We start from the raw sequence: 18,789 nt of genomic DNA, 5'->3' as shown, positions 1-18,789 counted from the left end.
GTGTTACATATACTCGACACGCGATGGAAGAGCGTAATACGTTGAGCGCCCGCTCGGCCGTGCTGAGCGCGTTGCTGGGCAGCCATCCCCCGCGCCTGCCGGCCCGGCACCTCGTCCGCATCGGCGCGCTGTTCGGGGTCGCCGAGGGCACCGTACGGGTGGCGCTGTCCCGCATGGTGGCGGCGGGCGACCTCGTGCAGGAGAACGGCTTCTACACGCTCTCGCCGCGGCTGGTCGAGCGCCAGGCCCGCCAGGACGAGAGCCGCGACCCCCACATCAGGCCCTGGGACGGCACGTGGGAGGTGGCGGTGGTCACCGCCGAGCGGCGCGCCCCCGCCGACCGGGCCGCGCTGCGGCACGCGATGACCACGCTGCGCCTGGCCGAGCTGCGCGAGGGCACCTGGATGCGGCCGGCCAACCTGGTGCGTTCCGGCTGGCCGGAGGTCGTCACGGCCCAGTGCACGCTCATCGACGGACGTCCGCACGGCGATCCCACTCCCCTGCTGTGGGATCTCGACGGCTGGGCGGCCGAGGCCCGCCGTCTGGAGGGGGCGCTGGAGCGGGCGGACGGGCTGGCGGAGGGCTTCCTGGTGTCGGCCGCGGTGCTGCGCCACCTGCTGGCCGATCCGCTGCTGCCGCCGGAGCTGCTGCCGGCGGGCTGGCCGGGCGCGGAGCTGCGGGCCCGCTACGACGCCTTCGACGCCCGCTACCGCGAGGTCCTGCTCCGGCACCTCGCCGGCTGAGCCCGACTCACCGCGGAGTCACAGAGGGACGGCGAAGACGACGCGTTTGCCCTTGAACTCCGTGAGGCTCCACAGCCTGCCGTCCTGCACCGTGAGGTCCTCGGGGCCGATGGGGAACGGCCTGGTCTGGAGCTTGCCTGCGCGGTGCACCAGCAGCTTGCCGTTGCGGGCCGAGCCACCCGTCTGGCTGAGGTACCAGGTGTCGCCCTGGGAGAGCGCGCCCTGGATCTTGGGCTGGCCCATGACGTACGCCTCGGCGGGCTCGCCGCCCGAGAAGGGCAGGTTCCAGCGGACCACCCGGCCGCCGGGGTCGTTCTCGCGGTACTCGCCGGTGATCAGTTTGCCGGTGCCGCCGCTGCGGTCGAGCGCGACGAAGGAGAAGACCGGGCCGGGGGTCGCGAGCCGCCACATGTCGGTCTGCGGGATGACGTAGCGGTAGCCGAAGGCGTGGAACCTGCCGCCCTGCCGGCCGATGCGGTCGGCGTCGCCGAGGTCGTTCTGGGCGGTGCGCAGGTCGAGGATGCGGCGCAGGTCGAACACGCGCAGGCCGCGCGTCGTGTCGGCCACGTAGAGCAGGTCGCCGTCGACGGCGATGCCGCCCGCGTGGATGTTGATCGGCCCGTACGAGCCGTCCGGCTTGGCCAGCACGAGCAGCGCGTGCCGGTACTTCAGCGTCCGCGGGCTCAGGAACGACACCCGGATGCCGCGCTCGCCGGCCGTCGGCTTGAAGTACCAGCTGATGACGAGCGTGGGCACGCCGATCGCGCCGGAGTCCGTGCTGCCGGTGATCCCCTGCGGGTACCAGTCGACGGTGTCCTGGTCGCCGGCGTCGAAGGCGTACCATTCGGCCGGTCTCGGCTGCATCGGGCCGAGGGCGGCGGTCGCTCCCCTGCGTGCCGCCGCCCGGTTGGCCTGGGCCAGCACCGCCTCGACGGCGGTGGCGCCGATCTCCTCGGCCAGTTTGGCCGCTCCGTCCGCGAGGTCCCCCGTCGCCCTTTTCAGGACGAAAGGTGATTTATCGGTTACTACCATCCCCGTCACCGACATAACTTCCTTCCTTTTCCGTCCTTTTACCCAGTGTGACGGAAACGAAAGGGGGATGGTTGTGACTCAACGCCACATATGCACCGGCAGTCCCGACAGGGCCAGCTCACGATAACGGCGGACCAGCTCCTCGACGTCACCGCCGAGGCGCTCCAGCGTCTCGCGCTGCCACACCGCGCCCGTACGGCGCAGCCGCGTACGCTGCTCCATGATCTCCAGGGCGCGATCGGCGTCGCTGGGGGCCACCCCCGCGCCCAGCAGCCCTTCGCGCGCCTCGGGCAGCAGCCGGAGGATGAGGTCGGCGGCCTCGTGCTCGCCGTCCCAGCCCGGCCAGGACAGCTTGGCGTCCAGCCCGTGCATGGCGGCGCGGTAGAAGTTCTGGTACGCCTCGGCGAAGCGGTAGCCGGTCAGGTCCCGTTCGGCCTGCGAGAGCGTGAGCCCGATCAGGAACGCGGTGTTCGCCGCCATGTCCGCGCACGAGGGCCCGGCGGGCAGCGCCCGCATCTCGATGCGCAGGTGGCCGCCGTCGGCCGGGTCGTAGACGGGCCGGTTCCACTGCCAGATGGTGCCCTGGTGCAGCCGCAGCTCGGGCACGTCGTGGGGCCCGACGTCGTCGACGAGGTCGGGCACGATGGGCTCGTAGTCCGCGACGTACCGTTCGAACAGCTCGATCGCGCCCTCGCGCACCCAGTCGGAGCCGAACGTGACCCGCCCGTCCCGCCGTTCGAGCCGCGCCACGTCGCGGTCGTCGGCGGCCTCCTCCATCAGCGCGATGCGGGTCTCCTCCCACTTGCGGGGGCCGAGGAAGATCGGCGAGTTGCCGCAGGCCGCCAGCACCGGCCCGATGGCGAGCTGGGCGGCGTTGAACAGCCGGGCGAAGCGCTCCGGCGGGGTGCGGATGTGCACCTGCCAGGAGGTGTTGGCGCTCTCCAGGATGACGTCCTCGACCGACAGCTCCAGATCGTCGATCTTGACGAGGAACGGCTCCAGCCGCAGCCGCCGCAGGCCCCTGCTCATGGCCCGGTAGCGGTTCTGGTCGCTCATCGCGCCGACCGTGAAGTCCTCGGTCCGCAGCGTGGGCAGGATGCCGATGGGCAGCGCGCCACCGCCCTCGACCGCCGCGTCCACCTTGGTCACGGTGTCGTGGATCTCGGCGCCCAGCAGCTCGAAGGGCTTGCCCTCCAGCGTCGTGGGGGTCAGGTTCACCTCGAGGTTGTAGCGGCCGAGCTCCAGCACCACGCGGGGGTCGCCGAGGGTCTCACGCACGTCGCTGTTGCGCGGGAGGGGCCGGCCCCGGTCGTCGACGAGGAACAGCTCCAGCTCCGCGCCGATCGTCACCGGCCCCTGACCGAAGCCGGGGGTGTCGAGCAGCTCGCGCAACGTGCCGAGCTGCTCGCGGATGCGCTCTCCGAAGCGGAGGAACTCGTCCTCCGAGAAGCGCTCCTTGTCCAAGTCTTGTCCCATCAGCTCTAACTGTCCCGCCCACCGGATTCCACACCTGTGACAGGGCAGGTGCTTGCGCAGGTCACGGCCGCTCACTCTAAGCTCATGAGATGCGAGCGGTTGCGTTTGACGTCTTCGGGGGCGAGCTCGACGTGCGCGAGCTGCCGGATCCGGCCCCCGCCCCGCACGGCGCGGTGATCAGGGTCCTGGCCACGGGGTTGTGCCGGTCCGACTGGCACGGCTGGCAGGGCCACGACCCCGACATCACGGCCCTGCCGCACGTTCCCGGTCACGAGTTCGCGGGCGTCGTCGAGGCCGTCGGCTCCGACGTACGGGGATGGCGGCCGGGCGCGCGCGTGACCGCGCCCTTCGTGTGCGCCTGCGGCACGTGCCCGTCCTGCGCGGCGGGCGAGCAGCAGGTGTGCGAGCGGCAGACGCAGCCGGGCTTCACCCACTGGGGCTCCTTCGCCGAGTACGTCGCGATCGACCACGCCGACGTCAACCTGGTCGCCGTCCCCGAGGACATGGCCTTCGTCACGGCGGCCGGGCTCGGCTGCCGTTTCGCCACCGCCTTCCGCGCCGTGGCCCAGGTGGGCGAGGTACGCCCGGGCGAGTGGGTCGCGGTGCACGGCTGCGGCGGCGTGGGGCTGTCCGCCGTCATGATCGCCACGGCCGCCGGCGCCCGCGTCGTGGCCGTGGACGTCAGCGGTGACGCGCTGCACCTGGCCGAGCTGGCCGGCGCCACGCACTTCGTCAACGCCTCGGCGGGCGACGCGGCGGCCCAGGTGCGCGAGCTGACCAGGGGCGGCGCGCACGTGTCGCTCGACGCGCTGGGCAGCCCGCAGACCTGCGCGGCCTCGGTCGAGAGCCTGCGCCGCCGCGGCCGGCACGTCCAGGTGGGCCTGCTGCCCGGCGGGCCGACCCCGGTGCCGATGGACCGCGTGATCGGCCAGGAGCTGCGGCTGCTCGGCAGCCACGGCATGGCCGCGCACGCCTACCCGCGGATGCTGGAGCTGATCAGGGCCGGGGTGCTCCACCCCGACCAGCTCGTCACCAGGACCATCGGGCTGGCCGACGCGGGCAAGGCCCTCGCCGCGATGGGCTCGGTGCCGGGCGTCACGGTGATCACTCCTCGATCGCCGCTCTGAACGTCGATCACTCCTCGATCGCCACTCTGAGCGTCCGCAGCACCAGCGCCAGCATCCGGTAGTGGGCGACCAGCATGATCAGCTCGATCCGGCCCTCCTCGTCGTAGCGGTCGCAGAGCGCGGCCCAGGTGGCGTCGGTCAGGTCGCCGCCGTAGTGCAGGTCGTCGGCCACCTGGAGGACGAGCCGGTCCTCGACCGGCCACAGCGCGTCGGGGTGGCGTACGGAGTCGATCTCCAGCTCCGTCAGGCCCGCCTCGCGGCCGAGGCGGGCGTGGTGGGCCCACTCGTAGGCGCTGCGGCTGTGGTAGGCCGTGCGCAGGATGGCCAGCTCGCGGTCGCGGGCCGGCAGCGTGCCGTCGAGCAGCGCGCCGCCGAAACCGAGCCAGGCCTGGTAGAGCTTCGGGTGGCGGGCGATGGTGGCGAAGACGTTGTAGGGATTGGCCCTGATGAAGCCGTCCCACTCCTCGGGAGGCAGGGGCCGCACGCGGGGTTCCATCCTCGCAGCATCCCCCGGATCGGGGAACAGGTCGACAGGGCGGAAACCCGTACGTTCCGCCCCCTAATGTGAGCGGTATGGATTACACGCGACTGGGTGACACGGGTTTGCAGGTCTCGCGGGTGTGCCTCGGCATGATGAGCTACGGCGACCCCGCCCGCCAGGACTGGGCGCTGCCGCAGGACGAGGCGGAGCCCATCATCCGCCGGGCGGCCGACGCCGGCGTCACGTTCTTCGACACGGCCGACGTCTACAGCCAGGGTGAGAGCGAGGTCGTGACCGGCAACGCGCTGCGCGCGATCTTCCCGCGCCGCGAGGACTACGTGCTGGCCACCAAGGTGTACTTCCCGATGAGCCGCAGGCCCAATGACGGCGGCCTGTCGCGCAAGCACATCATGGCCGGCATCGACGCCTCGCTGCGCCGGCTCGGCACCGACCACGTCGACCTCTACCAGATCCACCGCTGGGACCCCGAGACGCCCATCGAGGAGACGATGGAGGCGCTGCACGACGTGGTCAGGGCGGGTAAGGCGCGCTACCTCGGCGCGTCCAGCATGTGGGCGTGGCAGTTCGCCAAGGCCCAGCACGTGGCCGAGCTCAACGGGTGGACGAAGTTCGTCTCGATGCAGCCGCACTACAACCTGCTCTACAGGGAGGAGGAGCGGGAGATGCTGCCGCTCTGCCTCGACCAGGGCGTGGGCGTGATCCCGTGGAGCCCGCTCGCGCGCGGGGTGCTGGCCAGGGCGGGCGGGGCGGCCTCGACCGCCCGGGCCGGCTCCGACACCCGCATCGAGTCCCTGTACGACCCGGAGAACGACAAGGTCATCGTGGACCGCGTGGCGCGGGTGGCCGCCGACCGGGGGCTGCCGGCCGCGCAGGTCGCCCTGGCCTGGCTGCTGCACCAGCCCGCGGTCACCGCGCCGATCGTCGGGGCCACCAAGGACCGGCACGTGGACGACGCGGTGGCGGCGGTGGACGTACGGCTGTCGGAGGAGGAGCTGGCGTTCCTGGCGGAGCCGTACCGGCCGCGTGAGGTGCGGTTCTGACCTCCCCGGATTGTCGGTGCGGGCCTCTAGGGTTAGGGGCATGCGGGCAAATGAGGAGGCGGCGTCGGCGCTGCAGGAATACGCGGAGCTGTTCGCGCTCTGCGGCGGCGACGCCTTCCGGGTGCGGAGCTACCAGAAGGCGGCCAAGGCCATCGCCGGGTTCCCCGAGGACATCTCGGTGGTCGACGTGCGCTCGGTGCCCGGAGTGGGCGAGGCGATCGCCAAGAAGATGGAGGAGTTCCTCCAGCGGGGCAGCTTCCGGCAGCTCGACGACCTGCGGGGGCGGGTGCCCGAGGGCGTGCGGAGGCTGACGCGGGTGCCGAGCCTGGGCCCGAAGACGGCGATCATGCTGTTCGAGGACTACGGCATCGACTCGACCGACGCGCTGCGCGAGGCCATCGAGGGGGGCCGGCTCAAGGGCGTCAAGGGCCTCGGCCCGAAGACGCTGGCCAACCTGCTGAAGGGCGTCGAGCAGCTGGAGCAGTCCGGCAGGCGGGTGCACATCGGGGTCGCGATGTCGCTGGCCGAGCAGGTGATGGGGTCGCTGAGCGCCGAGCGCATCACCTACGCGGGGTCGCTGCGGCGGATGAAGGACACGATCGGCGACATCGACATCCTCGCGGTCGCGCCCGAGTCGATCATGGAGGAGTTCCGCGCGCAGCCCTACGTCGCGGAGGTCATCGCGGCCGGCGACAAGAAGACCTCGATCCGCACCACGTCCGGCGTCCAGGTCGACCTGCGGCGCATCCCGGCCGGCTCGTGGGGCGCGGCCCTCCAATACTTCACCGGCTCCAAGGAGCACAACGTGGCCATCAGGGAGATGGCGGTGAAGAAGGGGTGGAAGCTGTCGGAATACGGCCTGTTCGAGGGCGAGCGGGTGATCGCGGCCGAGTCGGAGGAGGAGATCTACCACGCGCTCGGCATGCAGTACGTCCCGCCGCCGATGCGCGAGGACGGCGGCGAGGTCAAGGCGGCGCTGCGGGGCGAGCTGCCGGCGCTGGTGGAGCTGGCCGACCTCAAGGGCGACCTGCACACGCACACCGACCTCACCGACGGCATCGCCTCGCTGGAGGACATGGTGGCCGCCGGGCACGCCCGCGGCTACGCCTACTACGCGGTGACCGACCACGCGCCCGACCTGTCGATGCAGCGGATGACGCTGGACAAGGCGCTGGAGCAGCGGGAGCGGCTGTCCCGGCTGCAGGAGAAATATCCGGACATGCGGCTGCTGCACGGCTCCGAGCTCAACATCGCCCCCGACGGGTCGGTCGACTGGCCGGGAGAGGTGCTGCGGGACTTCGACGTGTGCGTGGCGTCGGTCCACTCGCATTTCGGCATGTCACGGGACGAGATGACGCGCCGGTTCATCGCCGCCTGCGAGAACCCGTACGTCGACGTCATCGGCCACCCGACCACCCGCAAGATCGGCAAGCGCGAGCCGGTGGACGCCGACTGGGACGCCGTCTTCCGCGCGGCGGCGCGCACGGGCACCGCGATGGAGATCGACTCCTATCCCGACCGCTCCGACCTGCCGGCCGACCTGGTGCGGCTGGCCAAGCACCACGGGGTGAAGTTCTCGATCGACAGCGACTCGCACGCGATCCCGCACCTGGCGCACCAGCGCTTCGGCGTCGGGATCGCGCAACGGGCCTGGCTGACGCCGGACGACGTCATCAACACCTGGCCGCTCGAACGCCTCCTGGCTTTTCTGGGGCGTTCCCGGTGACAGGCGTGAAAGGGTAATAAGGGCCCGGGCGGGCGGGGAGCTCCCATGTGCGGTCCTCCTCTCCCCGCTTAGCCTGCTCCGGAAATTCGGACATAACACCATAAAGCTGGTGTCCATGACCCACTTTTGACCAGAATCGGACGGGCTCCACCCTCTCGGCCCCGCTTGGGAACGGCCGCAAAAGCGGATGAACAACGTCGGGGTCGGGTGAAAGGGTGGGCTCGTGAGCGAGACGCGAACCGTGGTCCTGGTCGAGGGCGCCAGCGACAAGGCGGCGTTCGAGGTGCTGGCCCGGCGCCATGAGCGGGATCTGGCGGCCGAGGGCATCTCCCTCGTGGCGATGGGCGGTGCCACGAACATCGGCACGTACGTCGCCCGATTCGGCCCCGCCGGGCTCGGCATGCGGCTGGCCGGCCTGTGCGACGCCGGGGAGGAGGACGACTACCGGCGCAGCCTCGAACGCGCCGGCCTCGGCTCCGGCCTCGACCGGGACGGCCTGGAGGCGCTGGGGTTCTTCACCTGCGTCGCCGACCTGGAGGACGAGCTGATCAGGGCGCTCGGCACCGACGCGGTCGAAGAGGTCATCGAGGCCGAGGGCGAGCTGGGGTCGTTCCGCACGCTCCAGCGGCAGCCGGCCTGGCGCGAGGGCTCCACGCACGACCAGTTGCGCCGATTCATGGGGGCGGGCAGCGGCCGGAAGATCCGCTACTCCGGCCTGCTCGTCGCGGCGCTCGAACTCGACCGCGTGCCACGGCCGCTGGACCTGCTGCTGGCCCACGTCCTGAGCGACAGGCCGAGCCCGCTCGCCGGGTGAGCCCCCGGCCGCGTCCGGGTAGGGCCAGAGCGTCACGGTAGAGCCGTCGCGCTCCCCCTGGGGAGTGCGACGCTGAGGGCTTGTTCCGGTAAAGGATCGCGACGGAAGCCGACGTGAGGAGATTAAATGGTTTACAGGTAGGGAATGCCGATTAACGAGGTGACAGCAGTCATGAGGAACGCCACGGCGAGCATCCTGAAGCCCCTGCCCGGCCACCTGTTCAGGGTGCGCGGCGAGAACGCCGAGATGCGGTGGGAGGCCATGTCGGGGCAGGGCTACCACACCCCGATCGACCGGTTCTTCGTCCGCAACCACACGGGCACGCCGCTCATCGACGCCGCGACCTGGCGGCTGCGCCTGCACGGCCCCGGCCTGCGATGTCCGCGCGCGTTCGGCTACGAGGAGCTGCGCGCCATGCCGTCGCGGACGTACGACGTGGCGATCGAGTGCGCCGGCAACGGACGCCGCTTCTACGGCCGCCAGCAGCACGACCCCGCGCCGGGCACCCAGTGGGGGCTGGGCGCGATCGGGGTGGCGCGCTGGCGCGGCGTGCCGCTGAAGCACCTGCTCAAGGAGGCCGGCGTGCGGCCCGAGGCGGTGGACGTGCTCCCGTCAGGACTGGACGAACCGTTCGAGGACTACGGGCACGTACGCCGCCCGCTGCCCATCGCCAAGGCCATGGACGACGTGCTCGTGGCGTACGAGATGAACGGCGAGCCCCTGCCCCCCGACCACGGATTCCCCGCCCGGCTGGTGGTGCCGGGATGGGTGGGAATCGCGTCCATCAAATGGCTCGGCGACATAGAGGTTTCCACGAGCACCCTGCTGAGTCCCTGGAACACCGTGTTCTACCCCGATGTCACCGTTCAGCCGGTGAAAAGCGCGTTCGAACTGCCGTGGAACGCGCGGCTGGCGATCAGCGGCGTCCCCCTGGTGCTGCACGGGCGGTCCTGGTCGGGGCAGGGCCGGATCACCCGGGTCGAGGTCAGCTTCGACGGCGGTGACACCTGGCGCGCGGCCGCGTTGCACGGAAGTCACCTGGTCAGCGCCTGGTCGCAGTGGCACGTCACCTGGGCGCCCCGGCGGCCGGGCCGCTATGTGCTCATGGCCAGGGCGACCGACGAGACGGGCGCCACGCAGCCGCTCGCCATCCCCCGGCACCCGTTCGGCTACCACTTCAATGCTGTGGTGCAACACCCTGTTGAGGTTGTTCTTGGCTAGATAAATGTCACGGATAGCTGCTGAGCTGGCCATTTTCTCACAGCTTGCGCGAAGCGGACCGATTCCTCTGAAACACTCTCCCGGAAACCTTGCGGAAATCCGCTCGTGTGATGCTGCTCGTACGACGGCAGAAAGGAGAGCAGATGCGCCAGCTCACCGCGCTCGACGCCCAGTTCCTCAACGTCGAGACCGCGACCACCGCCGCGCACGTGGCCGGACTGGCGATCCTGGACTCCGGCGAGGGCGCCGTCAACCGGGACGCGCTGGCGGACCTGCTGCTCGACCGCCTGCACCTGTCCCCCGCTCTGAGCCTCCGGCTGGCGGAGGTGCCTCTGGGGCTCGACCGCCCGTACTGGACGCGGGATCTCGACTTCGACATCGCCAACCATCTGTTCGAGCTGACGCTGCCGCAGCCGGGCAGCGACTGGCAGCTCGCCGAGGCGGTCGCGGAGCTGCACGCCCGCCGGTTGGACCGCTCCCATCCGCTGTGGGAGATGCACCTCATCCACGGGCTGCCGGAAGGGCGGGTGGCGGTCTACACGAAGGTGCACCACGCCGCCATCGACGGCGTCTCCGGCGCCGAGACCCTGGCCACCCTCCTCGACCTCACCCCCGACGGCCACCTCGTGAGGCGTCAGGAAGCCACACCCCCCACGAGCCCGTCCAAGTGCGGGGTGGGCCGCGAAGGCGGGGACGGGACGTCGCGGGAGGTCGCCGCGGGTCGCGGGCCCGGGGTGGTGGGCATGCTGGCGGGGGCGGCGGCGCGGTCGGTGACGCAGCCGGTGCGGACGGTGGGGTCGGCGGTCAGGATGGCCGGGGACATGGACGCCATCCCGCTGGCGTCGCGGCTGCCCGGCGCGAAGGCGATCGCGAGGGCCGCGCGGATCGTGTCCGGGCAGCGGCGGGACCGGCCCGAGCTGCCGAGCCTCGCGGCTCCGCGCACGCCGTTCAACGGGCCGATCAGCGCCCGGCGGCACGTCTCGTTCGGGTCGCTGTCGCTCAAGGACGTCAAGAACGTCGCCAAGGCCAACGCTCTCAGCGTCAACGACGTCGTCATGACCCTGTGCACGTCGGCCCTGCGCGCCTGGCTGTCCGAGCGCGGCGCGCTGCCGGAGGAGCCGCTGGTGGTGGCGGTGCCGGTCGCGGTGCGCAAGCACGGCGCCAAGGAAGCGGCGGGCAACCAGATCTCGGCCATGATCGCCCCGATGCCCACCGACGTGCCCGACGCGCGGGAGCGGCTGCGGCTGGTGGGGGCGACGATGCGGCGGGCGAAGCGCAGGTTCGCGCTGGCCCCGGCGACCTGGCTGCAGGAGCTGTGCTCGCTGCTGCCCGCCCCGGTGACGGCGCTGGCCACGCCGGCGGTGTTCCGGCTGACGGGCAGGCTGGCGGACATGGCGCTGCCGCCGGTCAACTTGATCATCAGCAATGTGCCGGGGCCGCAGTTCCCGTTGTACCTGTGCGGGGGCAGGGTGCTGTCCTACTACCCGATGTCCGTCCTGACGGACATGAGCGGCGGGCTGAGCATCACCTGCTTCTCCTACGACGGCATGCTGGACTTCGGCGTGGTCGCCTGCCCGGAGCGCGTGGACGACGTCTGGAGCCTGGTGCGGCACCTGCGCGAGGCGCTGGAGGAGCTGCTAGACGAGCGCGTGGGCGACGAGTTCCGCGACGGCGTCGGGGTCGATCTGGTGTCCTGTGAGCTGCCACAGGTTCTCCTGGTAGATGAGGACGGCGGCGAACATGGCCGCCGCGACCTCCAGCCGCGCAGCGTCACCGCGGGCCCCGGGTAGCGCCAGCTCCAGCGCGAACCGGGCACGCCGGACGAGCTCGCCGTTGAGGCGGCCGAGCCGCTCCTTGACCGAGCCGTGCGTGTCGGCCTCGCGGAACAGGATGCGCCGCATCGCCGGGGAGGCGCGCAGCGGCAGCGCGCGGGCGAGCCGGGCGAGGGTGCCCGCCGGGTCGCCCGGCACCGCGTCGACGTCGCGCCCCTCCTCGATGTGGGTGCGTTCGTCGATCAGCGCGACCAGTACGTCGATCTTGCGCGGGAAGTAGTCGGAGACGATCCCTCCGGGCACCTGGGCGAGCCTGGCGATGACAGCCGTCGGTGTGGCCTCGTAGCCGGATCCCGCGAACAGCTCCTCCGCCGCGTCAAGGATGCGCGTGCGCACGTCACCCGTCACCACAGCACGAAGATTAGCGGCACCGCCGCGCCGTCGTCACGCCCTCTCCGGCCCCTGTGAGCGGGCTCACCGCGCGCCGATCGCGGACACCAGCATCGGGTAGGCGCGGTGCAGCTCACGCTGCCAGTACGTGTGGTTGTGCCCGCCACGGTAGAAGTGCGTGCGGACCGTGATGCCGAGGTCGTCGAGGCGGGCGGCGAAGGAGCGGGCGGCGCGGTTGGCCAGGTCCTCCACCAGGTCGCCCTCGCCGGCGGCCACGTACAGCTCGACGCCCTTCAGCTTCTCCGCCAGGTCGTACGGGTTGTGCGCCCGCCACACCTGCCGCTGCTCCTCCGGGTCGCCCCAGACGCGCTTCCAGTCGGTGCCGAAGCAGCCGACCGTCGTGCCGGCCATCACGGCCTGGGGGACGCCGGGGGCGGTGATGTTGACGGCGCCGCTGAAGGAGGCGGCCGCCTTGAACAGGCCCTTGGCCGCGTACAGCATCGCGCCCTGGCCGCCCATCGAGTAGCCGGCGATCGCGCGGTCCCGGCCGGCCCGGTAGCGGGATTCGAGGAGGGGGAGCAGCTCGCGCAGGTGGTAGGTCTCCCAGCGGGGCGGGCCGCCGTGGCCGCCGTTCCACCAGTCGGAGTAGCTGCCGCACCTGCCGCCGTCCGGCATGACGACCATGACGCCGGTGTCGCGGGTGAGCGCGGCCACGTCGGTCCTGGCCGTCCAGGAGGTGTGGTCGTCGAGGCCGCCGTGCAGCAGCCAGAGCACGGGCCAGTCGCGGCGGGACTCCCAGCCGTCCGGGAGGAGCAGGCGCACTTTGGTGGTCTCGTCCCCGAGTGCCGGGGAGCGGATCGTGAGCTCCAGCCTGCGCTCGTCGAGGCGCCGCTCGTCGACGACCTCCGCCGCCGGCGACGGGCTGGGGGTTACGGACGCGGGAGCGGTGGTTTCCGGACCTGCCCTTTGCGCGCCGCGGGGCAGCAGCACGACCAGCCCGAGCAGGAACAGACCGCCGGCGACCACCGCGCCGACCAGGCATCCACGTAATCGGGGCGCCATCCGGGCCTCCTTGTCGGATCGTCGGATAATAGCGGGATGAGATCGATAGGCACCACGGACCTGTCCGTTTTCCCGATAGCACTCGGCACGAACGTCTTCGGCTGGACGGCCGACAAGGAGGCCTCGTTCGCCGTGCTCAACGCCTACGTCGAGGGCGGCGGCAACTTCATCGACACCGCCGACGTCTACCCGTCCTGGGTGACCGGCGAGTCGACGTCCGAGATGATCATCGGCGAGTGGCTGGCGGAGCGGCGCATCCGCGACTCCGTCGTCCTCGCCACCAAGGTCGGCATGCTGGAGGGGCTGCGCGGCCTGGCTCCGGCGACCATCCGCACGGCGGTCGAGGACTCGCTGCGGCGGCTCCGCACCGACTACATCGACCTCTACTGGGCGCACGTGGACGACCACGACACGCCGCTGATCGAGACCCTGTCCACGTTCGACGACCTGGTGCGCGAGGGCAAGGTGCGCTACGTCGGCGCGTCCAACCACACGGCGCGGCGGCTCGCCGAGGCGGTCGAGCTGTCCGACAAGGAAGGACTCGTCCGGTACGTCGCCCTGCAGCAGGAGTACAACCTGGTGGAGCGCGGGTACGAGGGCGAGCTGCGGGACGTCGTGGCGCGGGAAGGGCTGGCCAGCACCCCGTACTTCGGGCTCGCGCGCGGCTTCCTGACCGGCAAGTACGCGCCCGGCGTGACCGTGGAGAGCCCGCGGGCCGCGTCGGCGGCCGAATACCTCGCCACCGAGCACGGGCAGCGGACGCTGCGGGCGCTCGCCGAGGTGGCCGGCGCGCGGGGCATGCAGCAGGCGTCGGTCGCGCTGGCCTGGCTCGCGGCGCAGCCGACGGTGGTGGCGCCGATCTCCAGCGCGCGCGACGTCGCGCAGTTGGGCGCGCTGATGGCGGCGGCCGAGCTGGAGCTGAGCGGCGAGGAGCTCGCCCTCCTGGACGAGGCCTCCCGCCCGGCCGGCTGACCGTACCCGCCGGCCCGCCGGTGGTCAGTGGGTGCGGTTGACCAGGGACTCGCACAGGGCGCGCAGGTCCGCCGCCCCGGGAAGGTGCGCGTCCAGGAGATGGAGAGCCGCGGAGAGGTGGCGGGCGGCCAGCGTGCCGGCGGCGGCGCGCCCGCCCGCCTCCTCGACCAGCCGGGCCGCCGTCCGCACCGCGTCCTCGTCCTCCAGTCCCGCGGCCAGGACGGCCGACAGCTCGCGGGCGGCCGTCCCGCCCGCGGCGAGCGCGCACAGCACGGGGAGCGTCTTCTTCTCGCGCCGCAGGTCGCTGTGCACGGGTTTGCCGGTGACGGCGGGATCGCCCCAGATGCCGAGCACGTCGTCGGCGATCTGGAAGGCCACTCCCAGGTCGCGCCCCATCCGGCCCATCGCCTCGGCGGTCTCCCGCGACGCCCCGCCGAGCGTGACGCCGAGCGCCGCCGCGGCCCCGAGCAGGCTGCCGGTCTTGCCGGCCGCCATCTGCGTGTACTCCTCGACGGTGACCGCGTGGGGCCCGCGCCAGGGGCGGTTCTCGAAGGCCATGTCGGCGCTCTGCCCGTGGACGAGCTCCGTGAGGGCCGCCGACAGCAGCCGCATCGCCTCCGGGGCGGCGGCGAGCTGGGCGACGGCCAGGGCCAGCAGCGCGTCGCCGGTCAGCAGGGCGGGCCCTGGCCCGTACGCCTTCCAGAGGGTTTCGCGGTGCCTGCGCCGTTCGTCGTGGTCGATGATGTCGTCGTGCGCCAGGGAGAACGCGTGCACCAGCTCCACCGCCACCGCCCCGGGCAGCGCGGCGGCCGCGTCGGCGCCCACGGCCTCGGCGGCGAGCAGGACGATGGCCGGGCGCACGCCCTTGCCGCCGTCCCCGGTCTGGGGGCGGCCGTCCGCGTCGGACCAGCCGAGCGCGAACCCGGCCATCCGTGAGCTCCACGGGTGCAGGCCGGCGACGGCCTCGCGGAGCGCGGGTTCGAGCAGGCCGCGGCAGCGTTCCATGGCGGCGGTGGCGCCGGCGGCCGGGGGTCGGCTGACGTTCAACTGGTGCTCCTCCCCCGGTCCGATGCCCCTTCCAGGACCCTATGCCAAAAGTGACTAACGACGCGTAGCGGTCCTCACGTGGGCGGGGACAGGTACGCGTGCAGTTCGGCGGCGGCCGACAGCATGGCGCGGCCACGGGCCGAGAGGCGGTCGCGCCAGCCGTCCAGGGCGTCCCGCAGGGGCTCGACGCCGCCGGCGGCGCGTACCTGCTCGATGAGCGGGGCGATCTGCTCCAGCAGGTAGCCGCCGCGCCTGAGCTGGTGCGCGAGCCGGGCGTCGCGGACGTCGGCGGCCGAGTAGACGCGGTAGCCGGTCTGCGGGTCGCGGCGCGGGCGGACCAGCCCGGCCCGCTCCCACTTGCGCAACGTGGCGGGGCGCAGCCCGAGCCGGCGGGCCAGGGGGCCGATGAACGTCGCCTCCGGCCCGTGCTCCCCATCGGAGGAAGAGGTGAGGTCGGTCAGGGCGCGTTCCACCGCTTCCAGGGTGCGGCGGTCGTCCAGGAGCTGGGCGTGGCTCTCGTCGACGCGCCGCAGCGCCTCCTCGACCGCGCCCTCGTTGACCGCCCGCATGATCGCGGTGGCCGTCGCGTGCCCGTGGGCGGGCACCAGGGCGAGGAACGCCCGCAACGCCTGCGCGTGCCGGGGCGTGTAGGCGCGGTAGCCGGCGGCCGTTCGGTCCGCGGGCGGCAGGATGCCCGCCTCCTCGTAGTTGCGTACCGCCTGGGTGGACAGCCCGTGCGCGCGCGCCAGGTCGACCGGCCGCAGCCGACGCCCGTCTCGTGACACCGCCGCTCCTCGCCAGAATCCTGCATGAAAAGTCCGACGATACCGCCGGACGACGGCGGGTAGGCTGGCGGGATGATCTTCGTCACGACGCCCCTCACCCGGGAGATCCGCGAAGCCGTGGCTTCGGCCTGGGGTGTCACGGGAGAGGGTGAGCGGTTGCACGGCGGAGAGGAGTCCGCCGCCTACCGCCTCGACGGGCACGTCGTCCGCGTCGGCCCCGCGTGGCGGAGCGCCGCCGAGTCGGAGTGGTGCCACGCGATCGCCCGGCACGCCGCCGCCGGCCTCCCCGAGGCCGTCGCCCCGCTGCCGACCGCCGACGGCGCGACGGTCGTCGTGGTGGACGGCCGCCCGATCTCCTGCTGGCCGTACGTCGAGGGCGCCTGGCCGGACTCCGACCTCCCGGCCCAGCGCGCGGCCGGCGCCCGTCTGCTCGCCAGGCTGCACAGGTCCCTGGCCGGCTGCCGCCCCGCCCCGCGCCCGGTGCCCGCCTTCCAGGAGTCCGGCCTGTACGGCGACCCGCCCCAGGACGCCACCGAGCTGGACGACCCCGGCCTGGACCGCTGGCTGCGCGCCTTCCACGCCGCGCACCCCGTCCGCCATCCCCTGCACGGCGACTACTACACCGGCAACACCCTGGCCAGGGACGGCCGGATCGTGGCCGTTCTCGACTGGGACGAGAGCTTCGTCGGCGCCCCTGAGCTGGAGCTGGCCGCCGCCGCCCTGGAGTGGGGCGACGACGTGAAAGGGCCGAGCGCCGAGTTCGTGGCCGCCTACCACGAGGAGGGCGGCACGGCGGCCCGCCTGGACGAGGAGTCGATCGCCCAGCTCGTCAGGCACAAGCTGCGCAGGGAGCACGCCTACTTCCGCAAGGCCGCCCGCTCAGGGGTGGCGCACGACGAGGAGGACGTCGAGTACCACCGCGTCCGGGTGGAGCTGTTCCACCGGCTGCGCCCCTGACGGCGGCGGCACGCGAGAAGGGCCCGGCCTCGTCACCGAGACCGGGCCCTTCGGTGCGGAAGGCGCCCGGGCGGGGGTGGGCGCCTTCCGCGGAGAGGCGCCCTCAGGGCAGGAGGCGCCTCACGCTCGCGGTCAGTGCGGGTCGGCCTTCTCCGCGCCGACGCCGGTCAGGGAGCGGACCTCGATCTCGGCGTACTTGGCCTCGTTGTGCTCCTTGCTCAGGATCGTGCCGAGCCAGCCGCACAGGAAGCCGATCGGGATCGACACGATGCCCGGGTTGCTCAGCGGGAACCAGTGGAAGTCCACATCCTTGAACAACGCCGTCGGGGCGCCGGAGACCACCGGCGAGAAGATCACCAGCAGGAGGGCGGAGACCAGGCCGCCGTAGATGGCCGACACCGCGCCGGCCGTGTTGAAGCGCCGCCAGAACAGGCTGTAGAGGATGGCGGGCAGGTTGCCCGAGGCCGCGACCGCGAAGGCCAGGGCCACCAGGAACGCCACGTTCTGCTTCTGGGCGAGGATGCCGAGACCGATCGCGACGGCGCCGATGACGAAGGCCGAGACGCGGGCCACCATGACCTCCTGCCGCTCGCTGGCCTGGCCGCGCTTGAAGACGTGCGCGTACAGGTCGTGGGCGAAGCTGGAGGAGGAGGCCAGGGTGAGGCCGGCGACCACGGCCAGGATCGTGGCGAAGGCCACCGCGCCGATGAACGCGAGCAGGATCGTGCCGCCGACCGAGCCGAAGATCTCCTCGCCGATCTTCTGGGCCAGCATCGGCGCGGCCGTGTTGCCCGCCGCGTCGCCCTCGGTGATCGCCGTCTTGCCGACCAGGGCCGCCGCGCCGAAGCCGAGGACCAGGGTGAGCAGGTAGAAGACGCCGATGATGCCGATGCCCCACAGGACGGACTTGCGGGCGTCCTTGGCGGTGGGGACCGTGTAGAAGCGGATCAGGATGTGCGGCAGACCGGCCGTGCCCAGCACCAGGGCGAGGCCGAGGCTGATGAGGTCGATCTTGCCGGCCAGGCCCTGCGCCTCGGTGCCGTACTTCAGGCCGGGGCTGAGGAAGGACTCCGGGTTGGCCTTGGGGCCGCTCGTCGCGGCGGCCTGGCCGAGCAGCGCCGACAGGTTGAAGCCGAACTTGCCGAGCACCAGCAGCGTCACCAGCGCGGCGCCGCTCATGAGCAGCACGGCCTTGACGATCTGGACCCAGGTGGTGCCCTTCATGCCGCCGAAGACCACGTACACGATCATCAGGGCGCCCACGCCGACGATCGTCCACGCCTTGCCGGCGTCGCCGGTGATGCCGAGCAGCAGGCCGACCAGCGCGCCCGCGCCGACCATCTGGGCCAGCAGGTAGAAGATGCTGACCACGATGGTGGAGACGCCGGCGGCCGTGCGGACCGGGCGGGGGCTCATCCGGAAGGCCAGCACGTCGGCCATGGTGAACTTGCCGGAGTTGCGCATGAGCTCGGCGACCAGCAGCAGCGCGACCAGCCAGGCCACCAGGAACCCGATCGAGTACAGGAACCCGTCGTAGCCGGACAGCGCGATGATGCCCGCGATGCCGAGGAAGGAGGCGGCCGACATGTAGTCGCCGCCGATCGCCAGGCCGTTCTGCACGCCGCTGAACGAGCGGCCGCCCGCGTAGTAGTCGGCCGCCGTCTTGGTCTGGCGGCTCGCCCAGAAGGTGATCGCCAGCGTCGCGGCGACGAAGATGAGGAAGAGGATCATCCCCAGGGTGGTGGAGCTCACTTCGTCTTCTCCTCCACCTCGTGGCGCAGCTTGTCGGCGATGGGATCGAGCTTCTTCTCGGCGTGCCTGGAGTAGGCCCACGCGATCAGGAACGTGGACACGAACTGCAGCAACCCGAAGATCAAACCGACGTTGATGTCGCCGAGGACCTTGGTGGCCATGAACCCGCGCGCCCAGCCCGACATCACGACGTAGAGCAGGTACCACACGAGGAACGCCACGGTCATGGGGAACGTCCAGGCCCGGAAGCGGCGTTTCAGCTCCTGGAACTCACTGCTCTCCCGAACGCTTTCATAGACCGATGCGTCATGTTCTTGAGTCGTCACGAGACCTCCACTGTGATGCGGATCACGCTCAACGTAAGAGCGCAA

17 protein-coding genes and 1 pseudogene are annotated in these 18,789 nt (G+C 71.9%); 9 read left to right on the top strand and 9 right to left on the bottom strand.

Annotated features, from left to right (window positions below):
• Positions 1-23: 23 nt before the first annotated feature.
• Positions 24-743, top strand: coding sequence for a PaaX family transcriptional regulator C-terminal domain-containing protein (locus AC27IY_RS38620; protein ID WP_423450654.1), 720 nt, complete (start codon positions 24-26; stop codon positions 741-743).
• 18 nt (positions 744-761) lie between these two features.
• Here the strand turns inward: AC27IY_RS38620 and AC27IY_RS38615 are convergent, their stop codons facing one another.
• Both AC27IY_RS38615 and AC27IY_RS38610 read right to left on the bottom strand, forming a co-directional pair.
• Positions 762-1,775 (bottom strand): hypothetical protein, encoded by a 1,014-nt coding sequence (locus tag AC27IY_RS38615; RefSeq protein ID WP_487181026.1) that lies wholly within the window; start codon positions 1,773-1,775, stop codon positions 762-764.
• Between the two features lie 78 nt (positions 1,776-1,853).
• Positions 1,854-3,251 (bottom strand): glutamate-cysteine ligase family protein, encoded by a 1,398-nt coding sequence (locus AC27IY_RS38610; RefSeq protein WP_487181025.1) that lies wholly within the window; start codon positions 3,249-3,251, stop codon positions 1,854-1,856.
• Between the two features lie 89 nt (positions 3,252-3,340).
• Here AC27IY_RS38610 and AC27IY_RS38605 point away from each other — a divergent pair, with 89 nt between their 5' ends.
• Positions 3,341-4,378: a zinc-dependent alcohol dehydrogenase family protein gene (locus tag AC27IY_RS38605; RefSeq protein ID WP_364444740.1), complete on the top strand. Its 1,038-nt coding sequence runs from the start codon at positions 3,341-3,343 to the stop codon at positions 4,376-4,378.
• A gap of 7 nt (positions 4,379-4,385) precedes the next feature.
• Here AC27IY_RS38605 and AC27IY_RS38600 read toward each other — a convergent pair whose 3' ends face one another.
• Positions 4,386-4,874, bottom strand: coding sequence for a carboxymuconolactone decarboxylase family protein (locus AC27IY_RS38600; RefSeq protein WP_487181024.1), 489 nt, complete (start codon positions 4,872-4,874; stop codon positions 4,386-4,388).
• 77 nt (positions 4,875-4,951) lie between these two features.
• On the opposite strand from AC27IY_RS38600, the gene AC27IY_RS38595 reads away from it, so the two are divergent.
• The 5 genes from AC27IY_RS38595 to AC27IY_RS38575 all read left to right on the top strand — a co-directional run bounded on the left by AC27IY_RS38595 (position 4,952) and on the right by AC27IY_RS38575 (position 11,471).
• Positions 4,952-5,920, top strand: coding sequence for an aldo/keto reductase (locus AC27IY_RS38595; protein WP_423476553.1), 969 nt, complete (start codon positions 4,952-4,954; stop codon positions 5,918-5,920).
• 40 nt (positions 5,921-5,960) lie between these two features.
• A complete protein-coding gene (gene polX, locus AC27IY_RS38590; protein WP_344211809.1) occupies positions 5,961-7,646 on the top strand; it encodes a DNA polymerase/3'-5' exonuclease PolX in 1,686 nt (561 codons plus the stop codon).
• A 223-nt stretch (positions 7,647-7,869) separates the two neighbouring features.
• Positions 7,870-8,460, top strand: a complete 591-nt coding sequence (locus AC27IY_RS38585; RefSeq protein WP_487181023.1) for a TOPRIM nucleotidyl transferase/hydrolase domain-containing protein — start codon at positions 7,870-7,872, stop codon at positions 8,458-8,460.
• A 171-nt stretch (positions 8,461-8,631) separates the two neighbouring features.
• Complete coding sequence (locus AC27IY_RS38580) at positions 8,632-9,681, top strand: sulfite oxidase (RefSeq protein WP_344211813.1); 1,050 nt, start codon at positions 8,632-8,634, stop codon at positions 9,679-9,681.
• Between the two features lie 143 nt (positions 9,682-9,824).
• The gene (locus tag AC27IY_RS38575) at positions 9,825-11,471 is read left to right on the top strand and encodes a wax ester/triacylglycerol synthase family O-acyltransferase (protein ID WP_487181021.1); all 1,647 of its coding nucleotides are present in this window, start codon (positions 9,825-9,827) and stop codon (positions 11,469-11,471) included.
• Positions 11,472-11,711: 240 nt separating this feature from the next.
• Here the strand turns inward: AC27IY_RS38575 and AC27IY_RS38570 are convergent.
• Positions 11,712-11,849: pseudogene (locus AC27IY_RS38570) on the bottom strand (helix-turn-helix domain-containing protein); the annotation flags it as partial.
• 78 nt (positions 11,850-11,927) lie between these two features.
• Positions 11,928-12,905: an alpha/beta hydrolase gene (locus AC27IY_RS38565; RefSeq protein ID WP_487181020.1), complete on the bottom strand. Its 978-nt coding sequence runs from the start codon at positions 12,903-12,905 to the stop codon at positions 11,928-11,930.
• A gap of 36 nt (positions 12,906-12,941) precedes the next feature.
• Here AC27IY_RS38565 and AC27IY_RS38560 point away from each other — a divergent pair, with 36 nt between their 5' ends.
• Positions 12,942-13,877, top strand: a complete 936-nt coding sequence (locus AC27IY_RS38560; RefSeq protein WP_487181019.1) for an aldo/keto reductase — start codon at positions 12,942-12,944, stop codon at positions 13,875-13,877.
• Positions 13,878-13,901: 24 nt separating this feature from the next.
• Here AC27IY_RS38560 and AC27IY_RS38555 read toward each other — a convergent pair whose 3' ends face one another.
• Both AC27IY_RS38555 and AC27IY_RS38550 read right to left on the bottom strand, forming a co-directional pair.
• A complete protein-coding gene (locus AC27IY_RS38555; RefSeq protein WP_487181018.1) occupies positions 13,902-14,924 on the bottom strand; it encodes a polyprenyl synthetase family protein in 1,023 nt (340 codons plus the stop codon).
• A 74-nt stretch (positions 14,925-14,998) separates the two neighbouring features.
• Entirely contained in the window at positions 14,999-15,709 is a 711-nt protein-coding gene (locus tag AC27IY_RS38550) for a TioE family transcriptional regulator (RefSeq protein ID WP_423476559.1), read from the bottom strand.
• A gap of 72 nt (positions 15,710-15,781) precedes the next feature.
• Between AC27IY_RS38550 and AC27IY_RS38545 the strand changes: the two genes are divergently transcribed.
• The gene (locus AC27IY_RS38545) at positions 15,782-16,666 is read left to right on the top strand and encodes a phosphotransferase enzyme family protein (RefSeq protein ID WP_487181017.1); all 885 of its coding nucleotides are present in this window, start codon (positions 15,782-15,784) and stop codon (positions 16,664-16,666) included.
• Positions 16,667-16,798: 132 nt separating this feature from the next.
• On the opposite strand, the gene AC27IY_RS38540 is transcribed toward AC27IY_RS38545, so the two are convergent.
• Together AC27IY_RS38540 and AC27IY_RS38535 are read right to left on the bottom strand one after the other, a co-directional pair.
• Entirely contained in the window at positions 16,799-18,397 is a 1,599-nt protein-coding gene (locus AC27IY_RS38540) for a solute symporter family protein (protein WP_344212801.1), read from the bottom strand.
• 17 nt (positions 18,398-18,414) lie between these two features.
• On the bottom strand, positions 18,415-18,744 hold the full coding sequence (locus AC27IY_RS38535; RefSeq protein WP_423450664.1) for a DUF485 domain-containing protein: 330 nt from the start codon (positions 18,742-18,744) through the stop codon (positions 18,415-18,417).
• Positions 18,745-18,789 lie beyond the last annotated feature (45 nt).

It is taken from the genome of Nonomuraea sp. B208, assembly GCF_057536035.1.
The sequence above is the reverse complement of the archived record's forward strand: the minus strand, read 5'-3'. Positions and strand labels throughout refer to the sequence as shown.